The following is a 20,634-nucleotide window of genomic DNA, read 5'->3' on the forward strand; positions in this document are numbered from 1 at the left end:
CCTGATGATCAGGCCGGCCCGTCTTTGTCTTAGCTGTCGGATGCAGGGGCCGTGGGGCCCCTGCCGCCGGATCAGAATTCGAAGGAAGCTTCGACCGTGAGGCCTTCCTGGAACTCGGGATCGCCGATTTCGTCTTCGGCAGAGCTGTCCGGGTCTTCGGCGTAGGAAACCTGGAGGATCACGCCGTCCATGTCCCACGTCGCGCCGACGTAGTAGTCGATGTCGTCGGAGGCCAGGTCGATCGCGCCGGCGTAGAACTCGATGCCGGAGCCGAAGTCGTAGGAGCCTTCGATGCCGTAATCGTCGTTCTCGTCTTCGTCGGTGTCGTAGTAGGCGGACACCATGATCGGGCCGTTGGTGTAGTCGACGGACACACCGTAGGCGTCAGCCGCCGGATCGTTCGCAGCGTAGTAGCCGCCAACGACGACCGGGCCGAACGGGTAGGAGGCTTCGATGCCGATGGAGTCGGCGTCGTTGGTCTGGTCGCTGGTGTAGCCCAGCGTCACGTCGGCGGCGCCGAACGTGGTGCCGACGGACACACCGAAGACTTCCGTGCCGGAGTCGCCCTGATCGTCCTGATAGGCACCGATGATGTCGAAGTTGCCGAAGGTGCCGGCCAGAACCGTCTGAACGCCTTCCAGACCGCCGTCAGCGAAGATGCTGTAGGAGGTGTAGGTGGAGAACAGGCCGAAGGTGAACTCGCCACGGATAACCGCGTCGGAGTCTTCGGTCGGGTCGCCGTCGAAGCCGACGTCCATGCCGTCAGCGGAGGAGAAGTACTCGTCAGCGGCAAGAGCGGTGTCGCCGACGAACACGGCGGCCATGTCGGTGGAGACGAACAGCTCGTAGCCGTCGAGCATGAAATCCGTACCCAGGTCGTCGTCAACCAGGTCGCCGCCGATGGTGAAGCCAACGGTCAGGCCGTTGTCGAGCGCGTTCTCGGCGAACAGGTCGAGGTCGGCATTCCAGTAGAAGCCAAAGGGATCGTCGTCGACGATCGTGTCATCGACGTTCGTGTCGTTGTAGCCGACGGTGGCTTCGGCAGTGAAGGAGACCTCAGCGGCCGCCGCGCCCGCGAAGGCGAAGAGAGAGGCCGAGGCGAGGAGGATGCTTTTCATGTGTTTCCCTCGTGTTTGCATTCTCAGAATGCCAGTCCTGCTAGCATTGAGGATGCTTTTGCGTGGAAGCGGCCTTCATCTCAAGTGAATCCGCCCCCGCCTCCGGCCGGCCCCGGGAAATGATGCATCTGTGACACACAGATGGCCAAGGCGCCCCGGATGTGGCAGCTTTCCACCCTGGGGCCCCGTCGGCGGAGCCCCGAAGAACCCGCGGGAAATCAAGGAGCTACCATGCAGCTGGAGGCGATCCGGAGCAGAATCGACGCCGCATCGGCCCGAGCCGGCCGGCCGGAGGGGAGCGTGCGGCTGATCGCCGTCTCCAAGCAGCAGCCGGCCGACAGGATCGAGGCGGTGCTGGAGGCGGGGCACCGAGTCTTCGGTGAGAATCGCGTGCAGGAGGCCGCCGGCCGCTGGCCGGAGCTGCGTGAGCGCTACCAGGGCGTGGCGCTGCACCTCCTCGGCCCGCTGCAGACCAACAAGGCCCGGCAGGCGATGGAGCTGGCCGATTCCATCCACTCCCTCGACCGCCCGAAGCTCGCGGGCACCCTCGCCCGGCTGGCGCAGGAGCAGGGCAGCTGCCCCGACCTCTTCGTGCAGGTGAACACCGGGGAGGAGCCGCAGAAGGCCGGCGTCCTGCCGGGCGAGGCGGAGGCCTTCGTGCGCGACTGCCGCGAGATGGACCTGCCCGTCATCGGCCTGATGTGCATCCCGCCGGTGGAGGAGGACGCCCGCGCCCACTTCCGCATGCTGCGCCAGATGGCGGAGGATCTGGGCCTGCCGGAACTCTCCATGGGCATGAGCGGGGACTTCGAGGTCGCCGTGGAGGAAGGGGCGACGCTGGTGCGCGTCGGCTCGGCGATCTTCGGGGAGCGGCCGCCGAGGGAGTGAGCCGGGGCAAGCGCCGCGCGAGTTGAGGGTGAGGGACCGGGGGGCCAGCCCCCCGGAACCCCCCGAGGGTATTTTTGGCCAGATGAAAAGGGCGGCCCGGAGGGGCGAGCGCGTCAGACGATCAGCGGGGTGCCGGGGGTCAGCTGACGGGCGAGCGCGTGGAGGGCCGGGCGCGACAGGGCGATGCAGCCGGCTGTCGGGAAGCCGGGCCGGCGCCACTGGTGCAGGAAGATTGCCGAGCCGGCGCCGGGGCGGCCCTCGGCGTTCCAGTCCATCACCAGCACGAGATCATAGAGCGGGTCGGCGCGGCGCAGCGCCTCGTGGGAGAGGGGGTGCGGGGCGCGGACGAGGCTGTTGTAGGCGGCGTCGTCAGGATCGTCGGACCACAGGTCGCCGGGGCGGATCGCGCGGGCCCAGGGGGCCGGGGGCGCGATGCGGTCGGGGCGGTAGAGCATCGCGGTGATGCGGTGGCGGCCGCGGGGCGTGGCACCGTCGCCCTCCTGCTTGGCGGAGGTCAGGCCGCCGCGTCCGATGCTGCAGGGGAGGAGGCGGCCGGCGAAGAGCAGGCCGCGGGGCGTGAGGCGGAGCGAGTCGCGGGTCATCGGGGCGGGCGCCTTGTGATCACAGGACGTGGCCGGACTTCTTTGCCTTGGTGTCGAGGTAGTGGGTGTTGAGCGGGTTGCGGCCCACCTGCAGGGGCACCCGCTCCGTCACCGTCAGCCCGCTCTCCTCCATCCGCGCCACCTTGGCCGGGTTGTTGGTCATCAGCCGCACGGCGCCGAAGCCGAGCTGGCGGAGGATCTCCGCCCCCAGCCGGAAGTCACGCTCGTCATCCTCGAAGCCGAGGCGGTGGTTCGCCTCCACCGTGTCGAAGCCCTGATCCTGCAGGGCATAGGCGCGCATCTTGTTGGCAAGGCCGATCCCCCGCCCCTCCTGGTTGAGGTAGAGCAGCACGCCCGCGCCTTCCGCCCCCATCTGGGCGATGGCGGCGCGCAGCTGCGGGCCGCAGTCGCACTTGAGGCTCCCCAGCAGGTCGCCGGTGAAGCAGGCCGAATGCAGGCGGGCCAGCACCGGCGCATCGCGGGAGGGGGTGCCGACCTCGACCGCGTAGTGCTCCTCTCCGCCATCGGCCGGGCGGAAGATGTGCAGGCGCGTACTCTCCGCCCCGAGGAGCGGCACGATCGCCCGCGAGACGGGCCGCAGCGCCGGCATCTCGGTGGAGAGCAGCGTCGCCGCCGGCAGGAGCGTCAGGCGCTCCGCCTCCGCCAGCGCGCGCACCTCCTCCGCCGGCCGCTCGAGCACGAGGGCGGCGGGGAGGAGACGTGCCTCCTTGGCGAGGCGGATCGCGGCGCGGGAGAGGGTGGCGCCGCCGCCGCGGGCGGAGCGGAGGGGGCCGCGCAGCGGCGCGGCGAGATCCCCCGCCGGGTCGGCGAGGCTGGCGATCCACTTGGGGCCGGCGTCCTCGGGCAGCAGAATGCGGGCGACGTCGCCATCGTAGACATGGGCGCGCAGCGTCTCCGCCCGGCGGCGGGTGAGAGCGAGGTGCGGCGCGCCGCCGAGGGCGCGCAGATCGGCCAGCCGCTCGGCGGTGACGACCTCGGCCGCCAGCACCAGCGCGCCGGTCGCGCCGGAGCCCTCCTGCCCATCGCAGATCGCCACCGGCAGGCCGATGCGCAGATCGGCCCGGGCTCGGGCCTTCAGCTCCTGGATATCGGGTGTCAGGCTCATCGCCGCCTCAGCTTCTGCCGGCTCTCGCCGCCCCCGCCAGATAGTGGCTTTCGCCGGGAATTGAAACATATCCTCCCGTAGCGACACGTCGGCGTGAGGGACTGACAGAAACCTTGGCGCATCTCGTGTCTGTTACCAAGTGAAGCCCAAGGTTTCGTCAGGAGGACATCATGGCTCAACTTCGGAAAATCCTTCTCGTGGATGATGACGAGGATCTGCGCGAGGCGCTGAGCGAGCAGCTCGTCATGACGGAGGATTTCGACGTCTTCGAGGCGGGCAGCGGCGCCGACGCGATGACGAAGGCCAAGGAAGGCCACTACGATCTCGTCATCCTCGATGTCGGTCTGCCGGATACGGATGGCCGCGAGCTGTGCAAGCTGATGCGCAAGCAGGGGGTGAAATGCCCCATCGTCATGCTCACCGGGCATGATAGCGACAGCGACACGATCCTCGGGCTCGACGCGGGGGCGAACGACTATGTCGTGAAGCCCTTCAAGTTCCCCGTGCTGCTGGCCCGCATCCGCGCCCAGCTGCGCAGCCACGAGCAGAGCGAGGACGCGATCTTCACGCTCGGCCCCTACACGTTCAAGCCGGCGCAGAAGCTGCTGATGACGGAAGACGACAAGAAGGTGCGTCTGACGGAGAAGGAGACGAACATCCTCAAGTTCCTCTACCGCGCCTCCGAGGGCGTGGTGCCGCGCGACGTTCTGCTGCACGAGGTTTGGGGCTACAATGCCGGCGTGACGACCCACACGCTGGAGACGCATATCTACCGCCTCCGCCAGAAGATCGAGCCGGATCCGTCGAACGCCCGGCTGCTGGTGACGGAAGCCGGCGGCTACCGCCTGGTGGCGTGACCGCCGGTTCCCACCGGATGGATCGAGAGACGCGAGGGCGGCCCAATGGGTCGCCCTTTTGCATGTGAGGCGCGGGGTTCGAAGGCGGGCTCTTTGCCCCGCATGGAGCCCAGGGAGCTGCACTGCAGCGACCGGGAATCGGCTAAGGCCCCGATTTGCCGGCAGGATTTCGTTGCCATGCCACTCCCCTCCCCCTTACTCTGGGTCACGCCGTACTGCGGCGTGTTCAATTCAAGGGAATCGATCAGTGTCTTTGATCAAGAATATTCTGCCCGTCGCCACCCTGCTGGTGGCCCTGCTCTCCAGCCTCCCGGCCATGGCCGACAGCCTGACCATCCGCATTCAGAACATGTCCGGCGTGACGCTTTACCGTCTCCACGCCACCCCGCGCAGCTTCCCCGATTACGACCAGGACCTGCTCGGCAACCGGGTACTGAACGACCGCAGCATCATGCCGCTGACCTTCGAGAACGTGCAGGAATGCCTCTACGATTTCCGGTTCGAGTTCATCGAGGGCTCCGTGATCTACGACGCCGTCGATCTGTGCACCGTCGGCACCTACACGATCATGCCCTGACGGGTCTGACGGGGCGGCGCGGCGCCGCCCCTGCCGGGCCTGACGCTCCCCAACAAGACAGCTCTCCTCGCACCTGCCCCCGGCACGTCGCCGCGCCGGGTTGAGGCGCCCTGCGAGGGGCACTAGGGTCGCCGCCGCGCCAACGGAGACCCCCATGACCTTCACCCTCGCCACCTGGAACATCAACTCCGTCCGCCTGCGGGAGGGGCTGGTGGCGCGCGTGATGGAGGAGGAGACGCCGGACGTGCTCTGCCTGCAGGAGTGCAAGTCGCCGGTGGAGAAGATCCCGCTCGAGATCTTCGCGGGCCTCGGCTACCGGCACTGGGTCGCGCGCGGGCAGAAGGGCTACAACGGCGTCGCCATCTTCTCCAAGCTGCCGATGGAGGAAGTCGGCGCGCATGATTTCGCCCGCCTCGGCCATGCCCGCCATGTCGCGGCGCGGCTGGAGAACGGCGTCACCATCCACAACGTCTATGCCCCCGCCGGCGGCGACGTGCCGGACCGGGAGGCCAACGTGAAGTTCGGGCAGAAGCTCGATTTCTTCACCCACATGCGCGAGCATTTCGGCGCGGAGCGGCCGCGGCGCGAGATCCTCGTCGGCGATCTCAACATCGCGCCGCGGGAGGATGACGTGTGGAGCCACAAGCAGCTCCTCAAGGTCGTCTCCCACACGCCCATCGAGGTGGAACACTTCGAGGCGGCGCGCGAGGCGGGGGGCTGGGTGGATGTCACCCGGGCCGACATCCCGCGCGGCAACCTCTATTCCTGGTGGTCCTACCGGGCGCCGGACTGGAACGCCGCCGACAAGGGCCGGCGGCTCGATCACATCTGGGCCTCGGGGGACATCGCCGCCGCCGCCCATTCCAGCCGCATCCTCCGCGATGCCCGCGGATGGGAGAAGCCGTCGGATCACGTGCCGGTCTTTGCCTCCTTTGACCTCTGACTACGCCCCTCCCGACACGCCGCTGAGCGTGCTGCACGAGGACCACGAGATCGTGGTCGTCGACAAGCCGTCCGGCCTCCTCTCCGTCCCCGGCAAGGGGGAGCATCTGGCCGACTGCCTCATGGCCCGCGTCGCCCTCGCCTTCCCCACCGCGCTGCTGGTGCACCGGCTGGACCGCGACACCTCCGGCGTCATGGTCTTCGCGCTGACGCCCCACGCCCAGCGCCACCTCGGCCTGCAGTTCGAGAAACGGCAGATCAAGAAGGACTACGTGGCGCGTGTCTGGGGCGAGATGGCGGAGGATTCGGGGACCGTCGACCTGCCGCTGATCGTCGACTGGCCGAACCGGCCGCGGCAGATGGTCGACCATGAGAACGGCCGTGCCGCGGTGACGGAGTGGAAGGTGGCCAAGCGCGGCGGTGGGGAGACGCGGGTGCGGCTCTTCCCGCAGACGGGTCGCTCGCACCAGCTGCGGGTGCACATGCGGGAGATCGGCCACCCGATCCTCGGCGATCCCTTCTACGCGGAGGGCGAGGCGCTGGCGGCGGCGGACAGGCTGATGCTGCATTCCGAACGGCTGCGCCTGCGCCACCCCGATGGCGGCAAGGGGCTCACCTTCCGGGCGCCGCCGCCCTTCTGAGGGCCATTGCCGGGCTCAGGCCTCGGCCATGAACTCCACGCGGTTGCCGAAGGGGTCGTCGGTGAAGAAGCGCCGCCGCCCGGCAATCTCGCTATCCCAGCGGACGGTATGGCCCGCCGCCTCCAGAGCCTCGGCCAGGGTATCGAGGCCCGGCACCGCGAAACAGGGATGCGCCTTGGTGGCGGGGGCGAAGGGCTCTGCCACGCCGAGGTGCAACTCCACCGCGCCCTTGCGCAGCCAGAGCCCGCCCCTGCCGGCGAGGCCGGCGGGCTTCTCCACCTCCGTCATGCCCAGAACATCGACCCAGAAGGCGCGGCACGCATCCTCGCCGCCTGCCGGCATGGCGAGCTGCACGTGATCGAGCCGCCAGCTCACAGGTAGCTCCCCGCCGGTTTGAGCGGCTCGCTCCCCTCCCACGTCAGCAGCGTCCACTCGCCGTCATCGCCCAGCATCGCCGGGTAGAGCGGCCGGCCGTAGGCGGCGCCGCCGTCGAGATCGAGCCGATTGCCGAAATGCGTCGCGTGCTCCAGCGCCGTGTGGCCGTGGACGATGAGCTTGCCGTGGTCGGTGTCGTCCTCGAGGAAGCCGTCGCGGATCCAGATGAGATCTTCCTCCACCTGATCCTCCATCGGCACGCCGGGGCGGATGCCGGCGTGGACGAAGATGCAGCCGTCCTCCTCGTGCCAGAGCGGGCGGGCAGCGAGGAAGTCGAGGTGGCTCTGCGGCACTTTCGCCCGCGCCCCTTCCAGCAGCGCCGCCTTCAGATCGGGGGCCACCGGATCGACCCCCATGGAGGCGATCATCTCCATCCCGCCGCCGAGCGGGTGCCGGATGGCGGGCGGGTTCATGTAGGAATAGAGCGTCGCGCCGCCGCCCAGCGCCCGGTCGAGCCAGCCCTTGCCGGACTTGATGGCCTCGTCATGCAGCTCGCCCTCCACCACGAAGCGGTGGAACATCCGGTCGTGGTTGCCCTTCAGGCAGACCCAGTTGCGCCCCTCGGCCAGCCCGGAGGAGAGCCGCTCCAGCACACCCTTCGAGTCGGGGCCGCGGTCGGAGTAGTCGCCGAGGAAGATGATGCGTGCATCCGGGCCCGCCTCCGCCTCGATACGGGCGAGGGCCTGCTCGAGCTGGGCGAGCTGGCCGTGAATGTCGCCGATGGCGAAGAGCATGGGCGCCTCCTTGAAAAGCCTGGGGCGGCCGAAGCCGCCCCTGCCGTCAGATCATTCCGCGATGTCGAATTCCAGTACCTTCACCTGCTGGAACAGCCCCGTCTGGCGCAGCTTGTCGAGCACCGGCTCCGGCACCTGCTCGTCGACATAGAGAATGGCGATGGCCTCGCCCTTCTTGGTCGAGCGGCCAAGGGTGAAGTTGGCGATGTTGACGCCGTTCTGCCCCATCGTGTTGCCCAGCGCGCCGATGATGCCCGGCTCGTCCTGGTTGGTCGTGTAGACCATGTGGCGCCCGATCTCGGCGTCGATGTTGATGCCCTTGATCTGGATGAAGCGCGGCTTGCCGTCGGAGAAGATCGTCCCGGCCACCGAGCGCTCGCGCTTGTCGGTGACGGCGGTCACCTTGATGTAGCCTTCGAACATGCCCGACTGGTCCTGCCGGGTGGTGGAGACCTTCACCCCCCGCTCCTTCATCATGACGGGGGCGGAGACCATGTTCACCTCCGGGTTGCCGCGACGCAGGATGCCGGCGATGACGGCGGAGTTGAGCGCCGCGGCGTTCATGCCGGAGACCTGGCCGTCGTAGAGGATGTTGATGGCCTTCAGCGGCTCGTCGGTCATCTGGCCGACGAAGTTGCCGAGGTGCCCGGCGAGAGCGATCCACGGGCCCATGACCTTCGCCTCTTCGGCGCTGATCGAGGGCATGTTGATGGCATTCGTCACCGCGCCGGTCAGCAGGTAGTCCGACATCTGCTCGGCGACCTGCAGGGCGACATTCTCCTGCGCCTCCGAGGTCGCGGCGCCGAGGTGGGGCGTTACGACGACATTGGGCAGGCCGAACAGCGGGTTCTCCTTGGCGGGCTCTTCGGCGAAGACGTCGAAGGCGGCGCCGGCGACCCGGCCCTCCTTGATCGCCTCGGCCAGCGCCGCCTCGTCGACCAGGCCGCCGCGGGCGCAGTTGACGATGCGCACGCCGGGCTTGAGCTGCGCGATGCGCTCGGCGGAGAGGATGTTCTTGGTCGCTTCCGTGAAGGGCACGTGCAGGGTGATGAAATCGGCGCGCTTCGCCAGCTCATCCAGCTCGACCTTCTCGACCCCGATCTCCGTCGCCCGCTCTTCCGACAGGAAGGGATCGTAGGCGATGACCTTCATCTTCAGGCCCAGCGCGCGGGAGCAGACGATCGAGCCGATGTTGCCGGCGCCGATGACGCCCAGCGTCTTGCCGGTGATCTCGGTGCCCATGAAGCGGGATTTCTCCCACTTGCCGGCATGGGTGGAGGCGTTGGCCTCGGGGATCTGCCGGGCCACCGACATCAGCATCGCGATGGCATGCTCGGCGGTGGTGATCGAGTTGCCGAAGGGCGTGTTCATCACGATGATGCCCTTCTTCGACGCGGCCGGAATGTCGACATTGTCGACGCCGATGCCGGCGCGGCCGATGACCTTGAGGTTGGTCGCCGCCTCGATCACCTTCTCCGTCGCCTTGGTGGCGGAGCGGATGGCGAGGCCGTCATACTGGCCGATGACCTCGAGGAGCTTGTCCTTGTCCTTGCCGAGGTCGGGCTGGAAGTCGACGTCGATGCCGCGATCCTTGAAGATCTGCACGGCGGCGTCGGAGAGTTTGTCGGAGATGAGAACGCGGGGGGCCATTAGGGTGGTCCTTGAATTGGATGGGTCGGGGGGGTGCGTGGCGAGCACGCACCCTACGAATTGCGGGATCGGCAGGCGCGGTAGGGTGCGTGCTCGTCACGCACCGCCACCATCACGCAGCTTCGGAGAGCGCCTCGATCTCGGCCTGATAGGCCCAGTCGAGCCAGGGCAGCATCGCCTCGATATTCGCCGTCTCCACCGTGGCGCCGCACCAGATGCGCAGGCCCGCCGGGGCGTCGCGATAGGCGCCCACGTCGAGCGCCACGCCCTCCGCCTCCAGCCGCTTCGCCACGGCCTTGGCGAAGGTGGCGCCATCGGTGATGCGCTCATCGGTGAACTTCAGGCAGACCGAGGTGGTCGAGCGCGTCGCCTCATCCTCGGCGAGGTTGGCGATCCAGTCGCGCTCGCCGCAGAAATCCCAGATCGCCTGCGCATTGGCCTGGCTGCGGGCAATGAGGCCCTCCAGCCCGCCGATGCTCTTCGCCCAATCCAGCGAGAACAGGTAATCCTCCACGCAGAGCATCGAGGGCGTGTTGATCGTCTCGCCCTTGAAGATGCCCTCGATCAGCTTGCCGCCCTTCGTCATGCGAAAGATCTTCGGCAGCGGCCAGGCGGGGGTGTAGTTCTCCAGCCGCTCCACCGCGCGGGGGGAGAGGATGAGCACACCATGCGCCGCCTCGCCGCCCAGCACCTTCTGCCAGGAGAAGGTGGTGACATCGAGCTTGTCCCACGGCAGCTCCATCGCGAAAGCGGCGGAGGTGGCGTCGCAGATGGTCAGGCCCGCGCGGTCCGCCGGGATGGCGTCGCCGTTCGGCAGGCGCACGCCCGAGGTGGTGCCGTTCCAGGTGAAGACGACATCCTTTTCGAAATCGACCTGCGCGAAATCCACGATCTGGCCGTAATCGGCGGTCTTCACCTCGGCCTCGATCTTCAGCTGCTTGACGACATCCGTCACCCAGCCCGCGCCGAAGCTCTCCCACGCGATCATCTCCGCCGGGCGCTCGCCGAGGAGCGACCACAGCGCCATCTCCACCGCGCCGGTGTCGGAGGCGGGGACGATCCCGATGCGGTAATCCTCGGGCACGCCGAGGATCTCGCGGGTCTGCTGGATGGCGGCGGCGAGCTTGTCCTTGCCCACCTTGGCGCGGTGCGAGCGGCCGAGCGGTGCATCGCTCAGCGCTTCGGGCGTCCATGTCGGGGGCTTGGCACAGGGGCCGGAGGAGAAGCGCGGATTGGCCGGGCGCTGGGCCGGCTTGTCGGTCATCATTGCTGATACCCTCTCAGATATTCGCCCTTCGTTGGGGAAGGGTGTCCCGCCGCCGCAGATACGCCCCGCCCTGCCGCCCTACAAGCGGCAAAAACCTGCTGGGGCGGGCTTTCGCCGTGCGCAGGCCGACGCCCCGTCCATCATAGGAAACTTCGTGAAACCTTCCCTACCTCCGCCGGCCCTGCTACCCCCGCCGCGCGCAGGAAAACCGGAGACGCCGCCTTGTCCGCCCCCTTGTCCATCGCCAGAGAGTCTCTCGTCGGGCCGAGCCTGACCCTGGGCCGGCTGGCGAGGTTCGGCCTCGCCCGAACCTACCGCGACGTTCCGGAGCGGGCGGCCTACCACGCGCAGCTGGCCGCGAAGGGGATGCCGGTGCGGCGCTTCGCGCTGCTCTTCACGCCTCGCAGCGGCTCCTCCCGCATCACCGATCTGGCGACGCAGACCGGCGGGCTCGGCTACCCGGGCGAACTCTTCAACCCGCGCTTCACGCCGAAGATCGCCCGCCACTACGGCGCCCGCTCCCGGGAGGAGCTGGTCCGCCTGACACTGCTTGACCGGCAGGTGGACGGCATCTTCAGCTGCAAGGTAACCTACGCCCACCTGCTGGAGACGTTCGGCGGCCCGCGCCGCTTCTTCGCCGAGGTCGCCCCCGATGCCTGCATCTGGCTGATCCGCGAGGATATCCTCGGCCAGGCCCTCTCCCTCGCCCGGATGCGCCAGACCGGCTACGCCCACAGCACCGAGGTGAAGGCGGGGGCGGAGGCCGCCGCGCCGATCACCTACGACGCCGCCGCCATCCGCCACGCCCTGCGCGTCCTGCGCCACCTTGAGCGGCGGACGGAAGCGATATTTGCCGCCCGCCGCCTGACTCCCCTGCGCCTGAGCTACGAACAGACGATCGCCATGCCCGAGGCGGCGCTACTGGGGCGCATCGCCGCCCACGTCGGCATCCCGGCGCCCGAGACGACGGGGATCGAATCGCGCCTGCAAAAGCTCGCCGACGACAAGAGCCTCTCCTTCGCCGAGCGCTTCCGCGCCGAGCACGGCCGCTGGCTAGCCCGGCTGGAGGCAGCGCGGCAGCCCATGCTGGACCGCCTCCACCAGGACAATACATGACCCAGACCGCCATCCTCATCGCCGCCCCCGGGCAGCTCCACCCCACCCTCGCCGAAGCGCTCCGCTCCGCCTGGGGCGGCGCGCCGCTGCGCTGGCTGGCGCCCGGCGAGGCGGCGGAGTTCGATCTGCCGGAGGTGCCGGGCAACGCCGGGGACGTCTGGCGCGACCTGCAGGGACAGGGCATCGACCTCGCGGTGGTGCCGGCCGAGAACCGCCGCAAGCGGCTGCTGCTGGCGGACATGGACAGCACCATGATCGGGCAGGAATGCATCGACGAGCTGGCGGACGAGGCCGGCGTCGGCGCCGAGGTCTCCGCCATTACCGCCCGCGCCATGAACGGCGAGCTGGATTTCGAGGGCGCTCTCCTCGCCCGCGTCGCCCTGCTGCAGGGGCTGCCGGAGGGCATCTTGGCCGAGGTGCTGGAGCGGCGCATCACGCTCATGCCGGGCGGTCCTGCGCTCGTCGCGACGATGAAGGCCCACGGCGCCCATGCCGCTCTCGTCTCCGGCGGCTTCACCGCCTTCGCCGGGCCCATCGCGGCGCGGCTGGGCTTCAACGAATCCCGCGCTAACGTCCTGCTGGCGGAGAACGGAGCGCTGGCGGGGGACGTCGCCCGCCCGATCCTCGGGCGCGAAGCGAAGGTGGCGGCGCTGGAGGAGCTGGTGGCCCGTCTCGGCATCGCGGAGGCGGACGTGCTGGCAGTGGGCGACGGGGCGAACGACCTCGGCATGCTCACCCGCGCCGGCATGGGCGTGGCGCTGCATGCCAAGCCCGCGGTTCAGGCGGAGGCGCGGCTGAAGGTGAACCACGGCGACCTGACGGCGCTGCTCTACCTGCAGGGGTATGAGAAGGAAGCGTTCGCGGCGTAGGCGAGCGTCCTGGGGGCGCTGCCCCCAGACCCCCGAGGTATTTTTGGCCAGATGAAAGGGGATCCGGGTGGCGCTTTGGGGCGCGGGACGGCCCCTTGCCGGGACGTCGACGCCGCCCTCAGCCGGACAAGCAAAGAGGCGCCGGCGGGCCCAAGTGCCTGCCGAACGCCTCTGGGTCGTCTTGCCGCTCGCCACTCGCGCGCCCGGTCGAGCCTCTCGAGAGGCAGGCCCTGGCGCGCGGAGTGGGTGGCCGGGAGCGCGGCAGGGCCTGCCGCGCTCCGATGCCTGGCCGTCCGACCCCGATCAGGGCCGGCCGGCAGAAAGCTCAGGTGGACTGAACGTCGACCACTTCGATCTGGAACGTCAGGTCCTTGCCCGCGAGCGGGTGGTTGGCGTCGAGCGTCACTTCGCTCTCCGTCACCTCGGCCACCGTCACCGGCACGGCCTGGCCCTGCGGCGTCTGCATCTGCAGGCGGGTGCCGGGCTCCAGCGGGATGTTGTCGGGGATCTGCGCGCGCGCGACCGTCTGCTTGGCGGACGGGTCCGTCTCGCCATAGGCCTCGGTCGCGGGGACCGTCACCGTCTTGCTCTCGCCGACTTCCATGCCGGGGATCGCGGCGTCGAGGCCGGGGATGATCTGGCCGGACCCGACCTGGAATTGCAGCGGCTCGCGGCCTTCACTGGAATCAAAGGTCTGGCCCTCGGTGGTGCCGGTGTAATGAATGGACACGGTATCGCCCTGCTTGACTTGCGTCATGAGCTTCTCCTGTTCTGCTAATTTCGGTGAATTGCGGAGGCCGCGGCTTAAGCGGGTGCTCCGAATGATCTCGCTCTCCTAGCTAGCCCGGGTGCCCGCGGTTTCAACGGATCTGGGGCCATTTATGTGCCAAAAGCGCGAAAAGGCGGGGTTCTCCCCGCCTTTTCCATGCGTCAGTGAACCACCGCGCCCTCAGGCCGCGGCCGGCCGGAGCCGCCCACCCGGTTGCCGAGGATCAGCCCCTCGGACCCGGCGGAGACGGGCAGCGTGTCGCCGTCCTTCACCTCGCCGGCGAGGATCATCTCGGCCAGCGGGTCTTGCAGCGCCCGCTGGATGACGCGCTTGAGGGGCCGGGCACCGAAGACCGGGTCATACCCTTCCTCGGCCAGCCACTGCCTGGCCCCATCGTCCAGCGACAGGGTGATCCCCCGGCTGACCAGCCGCTTGGCCAGAAGTCCGAGCTGGATATCGACGATACCGCCCATGTCGCCCCGGCCCAGCCGGTCGAAGATGACGATCTCGTCCAGCCGGTTGATGAACTCGGGGCGGAAGTGCGCCCGCACCGCATCCATCACGTCGCGCTTGGCGGAGGAAGCATCGGCCCCGTCCGGCAGCTGGCTGAGCGCCTGCGCACCGAGGTTGGAGGTCAGCACGATCAGCGTCTGCTTGAAGTCCACCGTCCGGCCCTGACCATCGGTCAGCACGCCGTCGTCGAGCACCTGCAGGAGCACGTTGAAGACATCCGGATGCGCCTTCTCGACCTCGTCGAAGAGGACGACCTGGTAGGGCCGCCGGCGCACCGCTTCCGTCAGCACGCCACCCTCGTCGTAACCGACGTAGCCCGGCGGGGCACCGATGAGACGGGCCACGGAGTGCTTCTCCATGAACTCGCTCATGTCGATGCGCACCATCGCGCTGTCGTCGTCGAAGAGGAACTCCGCAACGGCCTTCGTCAGCTCCGTCTTGCCGACGCCGGTGGGGCCGAGGAAGAGGAACGAACCGAGCGGCCGGTTCTCGTCGTTCAGCCCGGCGCGAGCGCGGCGGACGGAGTTGGCCACGGCGCGCACGGCGGCGTTCTGGCCGATGACACGGCGGTGCAGGCCGTCTTCCATGCGCAAGAGCTTGTCGCGCTCGCCCTCCAGCATCCGGCTGGTGGGGATGCCCGTCCAGCGCTCGACCACCTCGGCGATCTGCTCGGGGCCTACGGCCTCCTCCACCATGACGTCGCCGTCGTCGCCATCGGCCTCGGCCAGCTTGCGCTCGAGGTCGGGGATGATGCCGTAGGAGAGCTCGCCGGCCTTGCCGAGGTTGCCCTCGCGCTTGGCGATCTCCAGATCGGCGCGGGCGCGGTCGAGCTTCTCCTTCAGCTCACGGCCGGATTCCAGACGGTCACGCTCCGACTGCCACTTGGCAGTCAGCGCCGAGGATTTCTCCTCCAGCCCCGCCAGCTCGCCTTCCAGCTTCTCCAGCCGGGATTTGGAGGCCTCGTCGCTCTCGTGGCGCAGGGCCTCCGCCTCGATCTGCAGCTGCAGGATCTGCCGGTCGAGCGCGTCGAGCTCCTCGGGCTTGGAATCCACCTCCATCCGCAGCCGCGACGCCGCCTCGTCCATCAGGTCGATGGCCTTGTCGGGCAGGAAGCGGTCGGTGATGTAGCGGTTGGAGAGCTGGGCGGCGGCTACGAGAGCGGAATCGCTGATCCGCACGCCGTGGTGCAGCTCGTACTTCTCCTTGATGCCGCGCAGGATCGAGATGGTGTCGACCACCGTCGGCTCTTCCACCATCAGCGGCTGGAAGCGCCGGGCGAGGGCCGCGTCCTTCTCGACATACTTGCGGTACTCGTCGAGCGTCGTGGCGCCGACGCAGTGCAGCTCACCGCGCGCCAGCGCCGGCTTGATGAGGTTGGCGGCGTCCATCGCGCCTTCCGACTTCCCGGCGCCGACGAGCGTGTGCATCTCGTCGATGAAGAGGATCACCTCGCCGGCGGCGGCGGTGATCTCGTTCAGGACAGCCTTCAGACGCTCCTCGAACTCGCCGCGATACTTCGCGCCGGCGATGAGCGCGCCCATGTCGAGGGCGAGGAGCTTCTTATGGCGCAAGGACTCCGGCACGTCACCGTTGACGATGCGCAGCGCGAGGCCCTCGGCGATGGCGGTCTTGCCGGTGCCCGGCTCGCCGATCAGGACGGGGTTGTTCTTGGTGCGGCGGGAGAGGACCTGCATCGCGCGGCGGATTTCTTCGTCGCGACCGATGATCGGGTCGATCTTGCCCTCTTCGGCGGCCTTGGTGAGGTCGCGGGCGTACTTCTCCAGCGCTTCGAAGTTGCTCTCGGCACTAGCGCTGTCGGCCGTGCGGCCCTTGCGCAGGTCGTTGATGGCGGCGTTGAGCTTCTGGGCGGTCACGCTGCCCGCTTCCAGCGCCTCACGCGAGCGGCCGGAATGCATGGCCAGCGCCGTGAGCAGGCGCTCGACGGTGACGTAGGAATCGCCGGCCTTCTTGGCGATCTTCTCCGACTCGTCGAGGACGCGGACGGTGGAATTGTCCATGTAGACCTGCGCGGCGTCGCCCGTCACCTTCGGCTCCTTCGCGAGCGCGGTGTCGGTGGCCTGGCGGACGGCGGCTGCGTTGCCCCCGGCGCGGTCGATGAGGCCGGCGGCCATGCCTTCCTCGTCGTCCATCAGGGCCTTGAGGATGTGCAGCGGCTTCAGGCGCTGGTGGTTCTCGCGGGCGGCAATCGTCTGGGCGGCCTGAAGGAAGCCGCGCGCCCGCTCGGTGAACTTCTCCAAGTTCATGAGTCTTCTCCTTTTCAAGCACCCCGGGGAACGGTCGGAATCGATGCCCGCTCGGCGGCACATCGGAGGGTCGGGGCCTTGACGCCTATCTGGGGTGGGGCGTGACCTGTTGCAAGTCTGCCATAGCTCTTTTCAGCCGCCGGATCTCCTCCGCCGAGGTCACCCGCAGGCCGGGAGTGGCGAAGCCCAGCTCCAGCAGACGCGCCTGCGGATCGGCCGGCTCGGCGCAGGAGGCATGCAGGTCGCAGCCCGGCAGCGCGGTGAGCAGCTGCGCCGCGGTCTCCGCCCGCACGCCGCCGCCCGGCATGAGCGCCGGCGAGCCGGCGGAGAGGCGCAGCGCTTCGCGCAGGCGCGGCAGCCCGTCCACCGCGCGGGGGGCGCCGCCGGAGGTGAGGATGCGGGTGATGCCGAGGCGGCGGCAGAGGGCGATGGCTTCCGCCTGGTCGGGGACGAGGTCGAAGGCGCGGTGGAGCGCCACCTCCATCCCCTCCGCCGCCTCGACGAGCCGCGCCAGCACCGCGGCATCGAGCCGGCCATCGGCCAGCGAGGCGCCGATGACGACGCCGGCCAGCCCCGCCTCGCGGGCGGAGGCGATGTCAGCCAGCGCGGCGCCCTCCTCGTCGAGGCCCAGCTCGAAGCTGCCGGGCGCGGGGCGGATGAGCGCCATCACCGGGACGGGCGACTCGGCGGCCAGCACCATCATCCCGGCGGAGGCGGTGAGCCCGCCGATCTCCAGCGCCGCGCAGAGCTCGATCCGGTCCGCCCCGCCCTGAATGGCGGCGGCGAGTCCGGCGGGCGAGTCGACGGCGATCTCAAGCTGGCTGTTCATGCGCCGCAGCTAGCGCCGCTTCGCGCCGGACGGCAAGGCTTCGCATCGTCCCGGGCCTTGACCGGCGGGGCCTCGCGCCGCATCACGGCGAAAATCCCGGAGAGCCCCATGGACGACCGACTGATCGTAGCCCTCGACGTGCCCAACGCCGTCGCCGGACTGAAACTGGTGGAGGCGCTCGGCCCCGCCGCCAACTTCTACAAGATCGGCCTCGGCATGCTCACCGGCGGCGGCCTCGCGCTGGCCAACGAGCTGAAGGAGGCGCACGGCAAGCGCATTTTCCTCGACATGAAGCTCTTCGACATCGGCGCGACAGTGGAGGCGGCGGTGCGCGGCCTCGCCCAGTTCGACCTCGATTTCCTCACCGTCCACGGCGACCCCCACGTGGTGCGCGCCGCCAAGGAGGGCGCCGGCGGCTCGGGGATGAAGATCCTCGCGGTGACGGTGCTGACCTCGCTTGAGCGGTCTGACCTCGACGAGGGGATGATGCAGGCCGGCGACGTGCCGGAGATCGTCGCCGGGCGCGCGGCGCGGGCGCTGGAGGCGGGGGCCGACGGCGTGATCTGCTCGCCGCAGGAGGCGCATCTCGTGCGGGCGCTGAGCGAGGCGGAGGGGAGGCTGATCGTCACCCCCGGCGTGCGCCCGGTGGGCAGCGCCCTCGGGGACCAGAAGCGTGTGATGACCCCGGCGGAGGCCGTCGCGGCGGGCGCCGATCACGTCGTCGTCGGCCGCCCCGTCTGGCAGGCCCCGAGCCCGCGCGCGGCAGCGGAGGCGATCCAGGCGGAGCTGAGCTCCAGCCGGGCGTTGATGCCGAACCGGTGAGGGGGCGGCGTTTCGCGGGCTGTGACTGTTGCTCAGCGGAGCGCCTGCGGCGCACGCCTTTTGGGTTAAGGGGGGCTGTCTGCCCCCCTCTGCCTGCGGCAGATCCCCCCGAGGATTTTCGGGACCAAAGACAGGGGGCCGGGTGGCCGCCGTGTCGCGAGGAGGCCGGCGGGCCGCTTCAGTCCATCTGCACGATTTCGGCGACCATGATGGTGCCGCCCATGTCGAGGAAGGGGCAGCCGTCGGCGAGGGTGCCGGCCTCTGCAGCCGAGGCAGCCTCAATGACGCTGTAGCCCATCATCGGGGTGATCTCGTCCTTGCCGGGGCCGACGAACTCCGGCGCCTTGAGCGGGTTGTTCGGCTCCACGGCCCTGTCGCCGAGGTCCTTCATCCAGTCCATCCAGCGCTGCCGGCCGTCGGTGACCTCCTCTTGCGTCATGTCGTGGCGTCCGCCGTGATAGGTGAAGATGAAGCGCGGCATGCAGGTCTCCTTTTTGGTGCATTCCCCCTTTCATGTGCCCCGCGCCGGCGCCGGGGCAACAAAAAACCCGGGCGCGAGCGCCCGGGCAGGTGGTGACAGGACTGACTGGAAGGAGGGTCAGCCCTTGGAGAACTCCGGGTAGGCCTCCATGCCGAGCTCGGAGAGGTCGAGACCGGCGATCTCTTCCTCTTCGCTCACCCGGATGCCCATGATCATCTTGAGGATGAACCAGACGATGGCGGAGACCACGAAGACGAACACACCGACGATGATGATCGAGATCAGCTGGCCGCCGATGGTGGCCGCATCATTGGTGAAGACCACCGCGATGGTGCCCCAGATGCCGCAGAACAGGTGCACCGGGATGGCGCCGACGACGTCGTCCACCTTCACCTTGTCGAGCAGCGGGATGGCGAAGACGACGATCACGCCGCCCACGGCCCCGATCAGGGTCGCCGCGCCGAGCGTCGGCGTCAGCGGCTCAGCGGTGATGGAGACGAGGCCCGCGAGAGCGCCGTTCAGCACCATCGTCAGATCGACCTTCTTGTAGAGGATCTGCGTCAGGATCAGCGCGGCCACCGAACCGCCGGCCGCGGCCGTGTTGGTGTTGGCGAAGATCCGGGAGACGTCAGCCACATCGCCGACCGTGCCCATGGCGAGCTGCGAGCCGCCGTTGAAGCCGAACCAGCCCAGCCACAGGATGAACGTGCCAAGCGTGGCAAGGGCGAGGTTGGAGCCCGGGAACGGGTTCACGCGGCCGGCGGTGTACTTGCCGATGCGCGGCCCGAGGATCAGCGCCCCGGCGAGAGCCGCCCAGCCGCCGACGGAGTGCACGACGGTCGAGCCCGCGAAGTCCTGGAAGCCGTACTGGCTGTCGAGGAAGCCGCCGCCCCATTTCCAGGAGGCCTGGATCGGGTAGATGATGCCGGTCAGGACGATCGTGAAGATCAGGAACGGCCACAGCTTGATCCGCTCGGCGAGCGCACCGGAGACGATGGAGGCCGTCGCGGCGCAGAACATCAGCTGGAAGAAGAAGTCCGAGCCGGTGGAGGCATAGCCGTAGTCGTCGGCCGCATCGCGGGCCACGCCCACGCCTTCCAGAACCGCAACGCCAAAGGCGCCGAGGTAGCCGCCCGTCTCATCCGCGCCGATCGACCAGCTGCCCAGCGGGTACATCAGGTTGTAGCCGATCAGGTAGTAGAAGATCCCTGCGAGCGAGAAGAGCGCGACGTTCTTCGTCAGCTGCATCGCCACGTTCTTGGAACGCACGAGGCCCGCTTCGAGCATCGCGAAGCCGGCGGCCATGAACATGACGAGAAAGCCGCCGATCAGGAACAGCAGCGAGTTGAAGATGAAGATGCTGTCCGTCGAGGCGGCAACACCCACGTCGGAGATGGTCTCGTCCGCGGTCAGCGCGTCCTCGACATCCTCGGCCGTCGCCTCGATGGCGTCGCCCGTGGCCTCGGCGGCATCGCCGATCGCCTCGCCCGTATCCTCGATCGCCTCGCCCGTATCCTCTACGGCCTCTTCGGCCACGTCGTCGATCAGCAGGTCGTCACCGTCGACCGTGATCGTGTCCTCGTCTTCGACGACGGCATCCTGCGCCCAGCCTGTATCGGGCACGGCCGACACGCCGATGGACAGGAACGCCATCAGCAGCGCCACCATCCAGAGTTTGAAAACCTTCATTGTCCCTTTTCTCCCGTTGTCCGTCGCTTACAGCGCGTCGTCGTTGATCTCGCCGGTGCGCACGCGCAGGGCGCTGGCCACGTCGAGCACGAAGATCTTGCCGTCGCCGATCTTGTCGGTCTTCGCCGTGGTGGCGATCGTGGAGACCACCTGGTCGGCGAGCCCGTCGGGCACGACGATCTCGAGTTTGACCTTGGGCACGAAGTTCACGGCGTATTCGGCGCCGCGATAGATCTCTGTGTGACCGGACTGGGAGCCGAAGCCCTTGATCTCGGTCACCATCATGCCGCGCACGCCCACGGAGGTGAGTGCTTCGCGCACCTCCTCGAGCTTGAACGGCTTGATCGTCGCGATGATGAGTTTCACGTCTGTCCCCTTGCAATTAGCTCCCGGGTGGAGGGCCTGCCCGCGCCGTGCCCGGGTGACCGCCTTGGCAAACCAAGCC

At 68.7% G+C, this 20,634-nt stretch carries 21 protein-coding genes; 8 read left to right on the forward strand and 13 right to left on the reverse strand.

The annotated features are described in order from the left end of the window. Window positions 1-71: 71 nt before the first annotated feature. On the reverse strand, window positions 72-1,118 hold the full coding sequence (locus GY170_RS16465; RefSeq protein WP_163895644.1) for a porin: 1,047 nt from the start codon (window positions 1,116-1,118) through the stop codon (window positions 72-74). 231 nt (window positions 1,119-1,349) lie between these two features. On the opposite strand from GY170_RS16465, the gene GY170_RS16470 reads away from it, so the two are divergent. Beyond that, a complete protein-coding gene (locus GY170_RS16470; protein WP_163895646.1) occupies window positions 1,350-2,006 on the forward strand; it encodes a YggS family pyridoxal phosphate-dependent enzyme in 657 nt (218 codons plus the stop codon). Between the two features lie 113 nt (window positions 2,007-2,119). Here the strand turns inward: GY170_RS16470 and GY170_RS16475 are convergent, their stop codons facing one another. Both GY170_RS16475 and ribA read right to left on the reverse strand, forming a co-directional pair. Further along, entirely contained in the window at window positions 2,120-2,608 is a 489-nt protein-coding gene (locus tag GY170_RS16475; protein ID WP_163895648.1) for a L,D-transpeptidase family protein, read from the reverse strand. A gap of 19 nt (window positions 2,609-2,627) precedes the next feature. Beyond that, entirely contained in the window at window positions 2,628-3,734 is a 1,107-nt protein-coding gene (gene ribA / locus GY170_RS16480; RefSeq protein WP_163895650.1) for a GTP cyclohydrolase II, read from the reverse strand. Window positions 3,735-3,904: 170 nt separating this feature from the next. On the opposite strand from ribA, the gene GY170_RS16485 reads away from it, so the two are divergent. The 4 genes from GY170_RS16485 to GY170_RS16500 all read left to right on the forward strand — a co-directional run bounded on the left by GY170_RS16485 (window position 3,905) and on the right by GY170_RS16500 (window position 6,751). Further along, on the forward strand, window positions 3,905-4,591 hold the full coding sequence (locus GY170_RS16485; protein WP_163895652.1) for a response regulator transcription factor: 687 nt from the start codon (window positions 3,905-3,907) through the stop codon (window positions 4,589-4,591). Between the two features lie 247 nt (window positions 4,592-4,838). Next, the gene (locus GY170_RS16490) at window positions 4,839-5,168 is read left to right on the forward strand and encodes a hypothetical protein (RefSeq protein WP_163895654.1); all 330 of its coding nucleotides are present in this window, start codon (window positions 4,839-4,841) and stop codon (window positions 5,166-5,168) included. 154 nt (window positions 5,169-5,322) lie between these two features. Next, entirely contained in the window at window positions 5,323-6,111 is a 789-nt protein-coding gene (locus GY170_RS16495; protein WP_163895656.1) for an exodeoxyribonuclease III, read from the forward strand. Next, window positions 6,050-6,751 carry an RluA family pseudouridine synthase gene (locus GY170_RS16500; RefSeq protein ID WP_163895658.1) on the forward strand — a complete coding sequence of 234 codons (702 nt, stop codon included), beginning with the start codon at window positions 6,050-6,052 and terminating at the stop codon, window positions 6,749-6,751. The genes GY170_RS16495 and GY170_RS16500 overlap by 62 nt, the downstream gene beginning before the upstream one ends. Before the next feature lie 15 nt (window positions 6,752-6,766). On the opposite strand, the gene GY170_RS16505 is transcribed toward GY170_RS16500, so the two are convergent. From GY170_RS16505 to GY170_RS16520, 4 genes are all read right to left on the reverse strand, one after another. Further along, window positions 6,767-7,126: a VOC family protein gene (locus tag GY170_RS16505; protein ID WP_163895660.1), complete on the reverse strand. Its 360-nt coding sequence runs from the start codon at window positions 7,124-7,126 to the stop codon at window positions 6,767-6,769. Next, window positions 7,123-7,920, reverse strand: a complete 798-nt coding sequence (locus tag GY170_RS16510; RefSeq protein ID WP_163895662.1) for a metallophosphoesterase — start codon at window positions 7,918-7,920, stop codon at window positions 7,123-7,125. Before GY170_RS16510 ends, GY170_RS16505 begins: the two co-directional genes overlap by 4 nt. A 51-nt stretch (window positions 7,921-7,971) precedes the next feature. Further along, on the reverse strand, window positions 7,972-9,570 hold the full coding sequence (serA, locus tag GY170_RS16515) for a phosphoglycerate dehydrogenase (protein ID WP_163895664.1): 1,599 nt from the start codon (window positions 9,568-9,570) through the stop codon (window positions 7,972-7,974). Between the two features lie 112 nt (window positions 9,571-9,682). Then, complete coding sequence (locus GY170_RS16520) at window positions 9,683-10,837, reverse strand: phosphoserine transaminase (protein ID WP_163895665.1); 1,155 nt, start codon at window positions 10,835-10,837, stop codon at window positions 9,683-9,685. A gap of 234 nt (window positions 10,838-11,071) precedes the next feature. Between GY170_RS16520 and GY170_RS16525 the strand changes: the two genes are divergently transcribed. Both GY170_RS16525 and serB read left to right on the forward strand, forming a co-directional pair. Next, window positions 11,072-11,953, forward strand: a complete 882-nt coding sequence (locus tag GY170_RS16525; protein ID WP_167803331.1) for a Stf0 family sulfotransferase — start codon at window positions 11,072-11,074, stop codon at window positions 11,951-11,953. Further along, entirely contained in the window at window positions 11,950-12,822 is an 873-nt protein-coding gene (gene serB, locus GY170_RS16530) for a phosphoserine phosphatase SerB (protein ID WP_163895669.1), read from the forward strand. The genes GY170_RS16525 and serB overlap by 4 nt, the downstream gene beginning before the upstream one ends. A gap of 325 nt (window positions 12,823-13,147) precedes the next feature. On the opposite strand, the gene GY170_RS16535 is transcribed toward serB, so the two are convergent. The 3 genes from GY170_RS16535 to GY170_RS16545 all read right to left on the reverse strand — a co-directional run bounded on the left by GY170_RS16535 (window position 13,148) and on the right by GY170_RS16545 (window position 17,197). Beyond that, window positions 13,148-13,579 (reverse strand): FKBP-type peptidyl-prolyl cis-trans isomerase, encoded by a 432-nt coding sequence (locus GY170_RS16535; protein ID WP_163895671.1) that lies wholly within the window; start codon window positions 13,577-13,579, stop codon window positions 13,148-13,150. A gap of 173 nt (window positions 13,580-13,752) precedes the next feature. Beyond that, window positions 13,753-16,368, reverse strand: coding sequence for an ATP-dependent chaperone ClpB (gene clpB / locus GY170_RS16540; protein ID WP_163895673.1), 2,616 nt, complete (start codon window positions 16,366-16,368; stop codon window positions 13,753-13,755). An 85-nt stretch (window positions 16,369-16,453) separates the two neighbouring features. Further along, complete coding sequence (locus tag GY170_RS16545) at window positions 16,454-17,197, reverse strand: copper homeostasis protein CutC (protein WP_163895675.1); 744 nt, start codon at window positions 17,195-17,197, stop codon at window positions 16,454-16,456. Window positions 17,198-17,305: 108 nt separating this feature from the next. Here GY170_RS16545 and pyrF point away from each other — a divergent pair, with 108 nt between their 5' ends. Further along, window positions 17,306-18,019, forward strand: coding sequence for an orotidine-5'-phosphate decarboxylase (pyrF, locus tag GY170_RS16550; protein ID WP_163895677.1), 714 nt, complete (start codon window positions 17,306-17,308; stop codon window positions 18,017-18,019). A 178-nt stretch (window positions 18,020-18,197) separates the two neighbouring features. Here pyrF and GY170_RS16555 read toward each other — a convergent pair whose 3' ends face one another. The 3 genes from GY170_RS16555 to GY170_RS16565 form a co-directional block, all read right to left on the reverse strand. Continuing rightward, on the reverse strand, window positions 18,198-18,500 hold the full coding sequence (locus tag GY170_RS16555) for a YciI family protein (RefSeq protein ID WP_163895678.1): 303 nt from the start codon (window positions 18,498-18,500) through the stop codon (window positions 18,198-18,200). 117 nt (window positions 18,501-18,617) lie between these two features. Further along, complete coding sequence (locus GY170_RS16560) at window positions 18,618-20,189, reverse strand: ammonium transporter (RefSeq protein ID WP_235924233.1); 1,572 nt, start codon at window positions 20,187-20,189, stop codon at window positions 18,618-18,620. A gap of 27 nt (window positions 20,190-20,216) precedes the next feature. Beyond that, window positions 20,217-20,555 (reverse strand): P-II family nitrogen regulator, encoded by a 339-nt coding sequence (locus tag GY170_RS16565; RefSeq protein ID WP_163895680.1) that lies wholly within the window; start codon window positions 20,553-20,555, stop codon window positions 20,217-20,219. Window positions 20,556-20,634: the final 79 nt, after the last annotated feature.

Source organism: Pseudoroseicyclus tamaricis, from assembly GCF_012070395.1.
GTDB lineage: Bacteria > Pseudomonadota > Alphaproteobacteria > Rhodobacterales > Rhodobacteraceae > Pseudoroseicyclus_A > Pseudoroseicyclus_A tamaricis.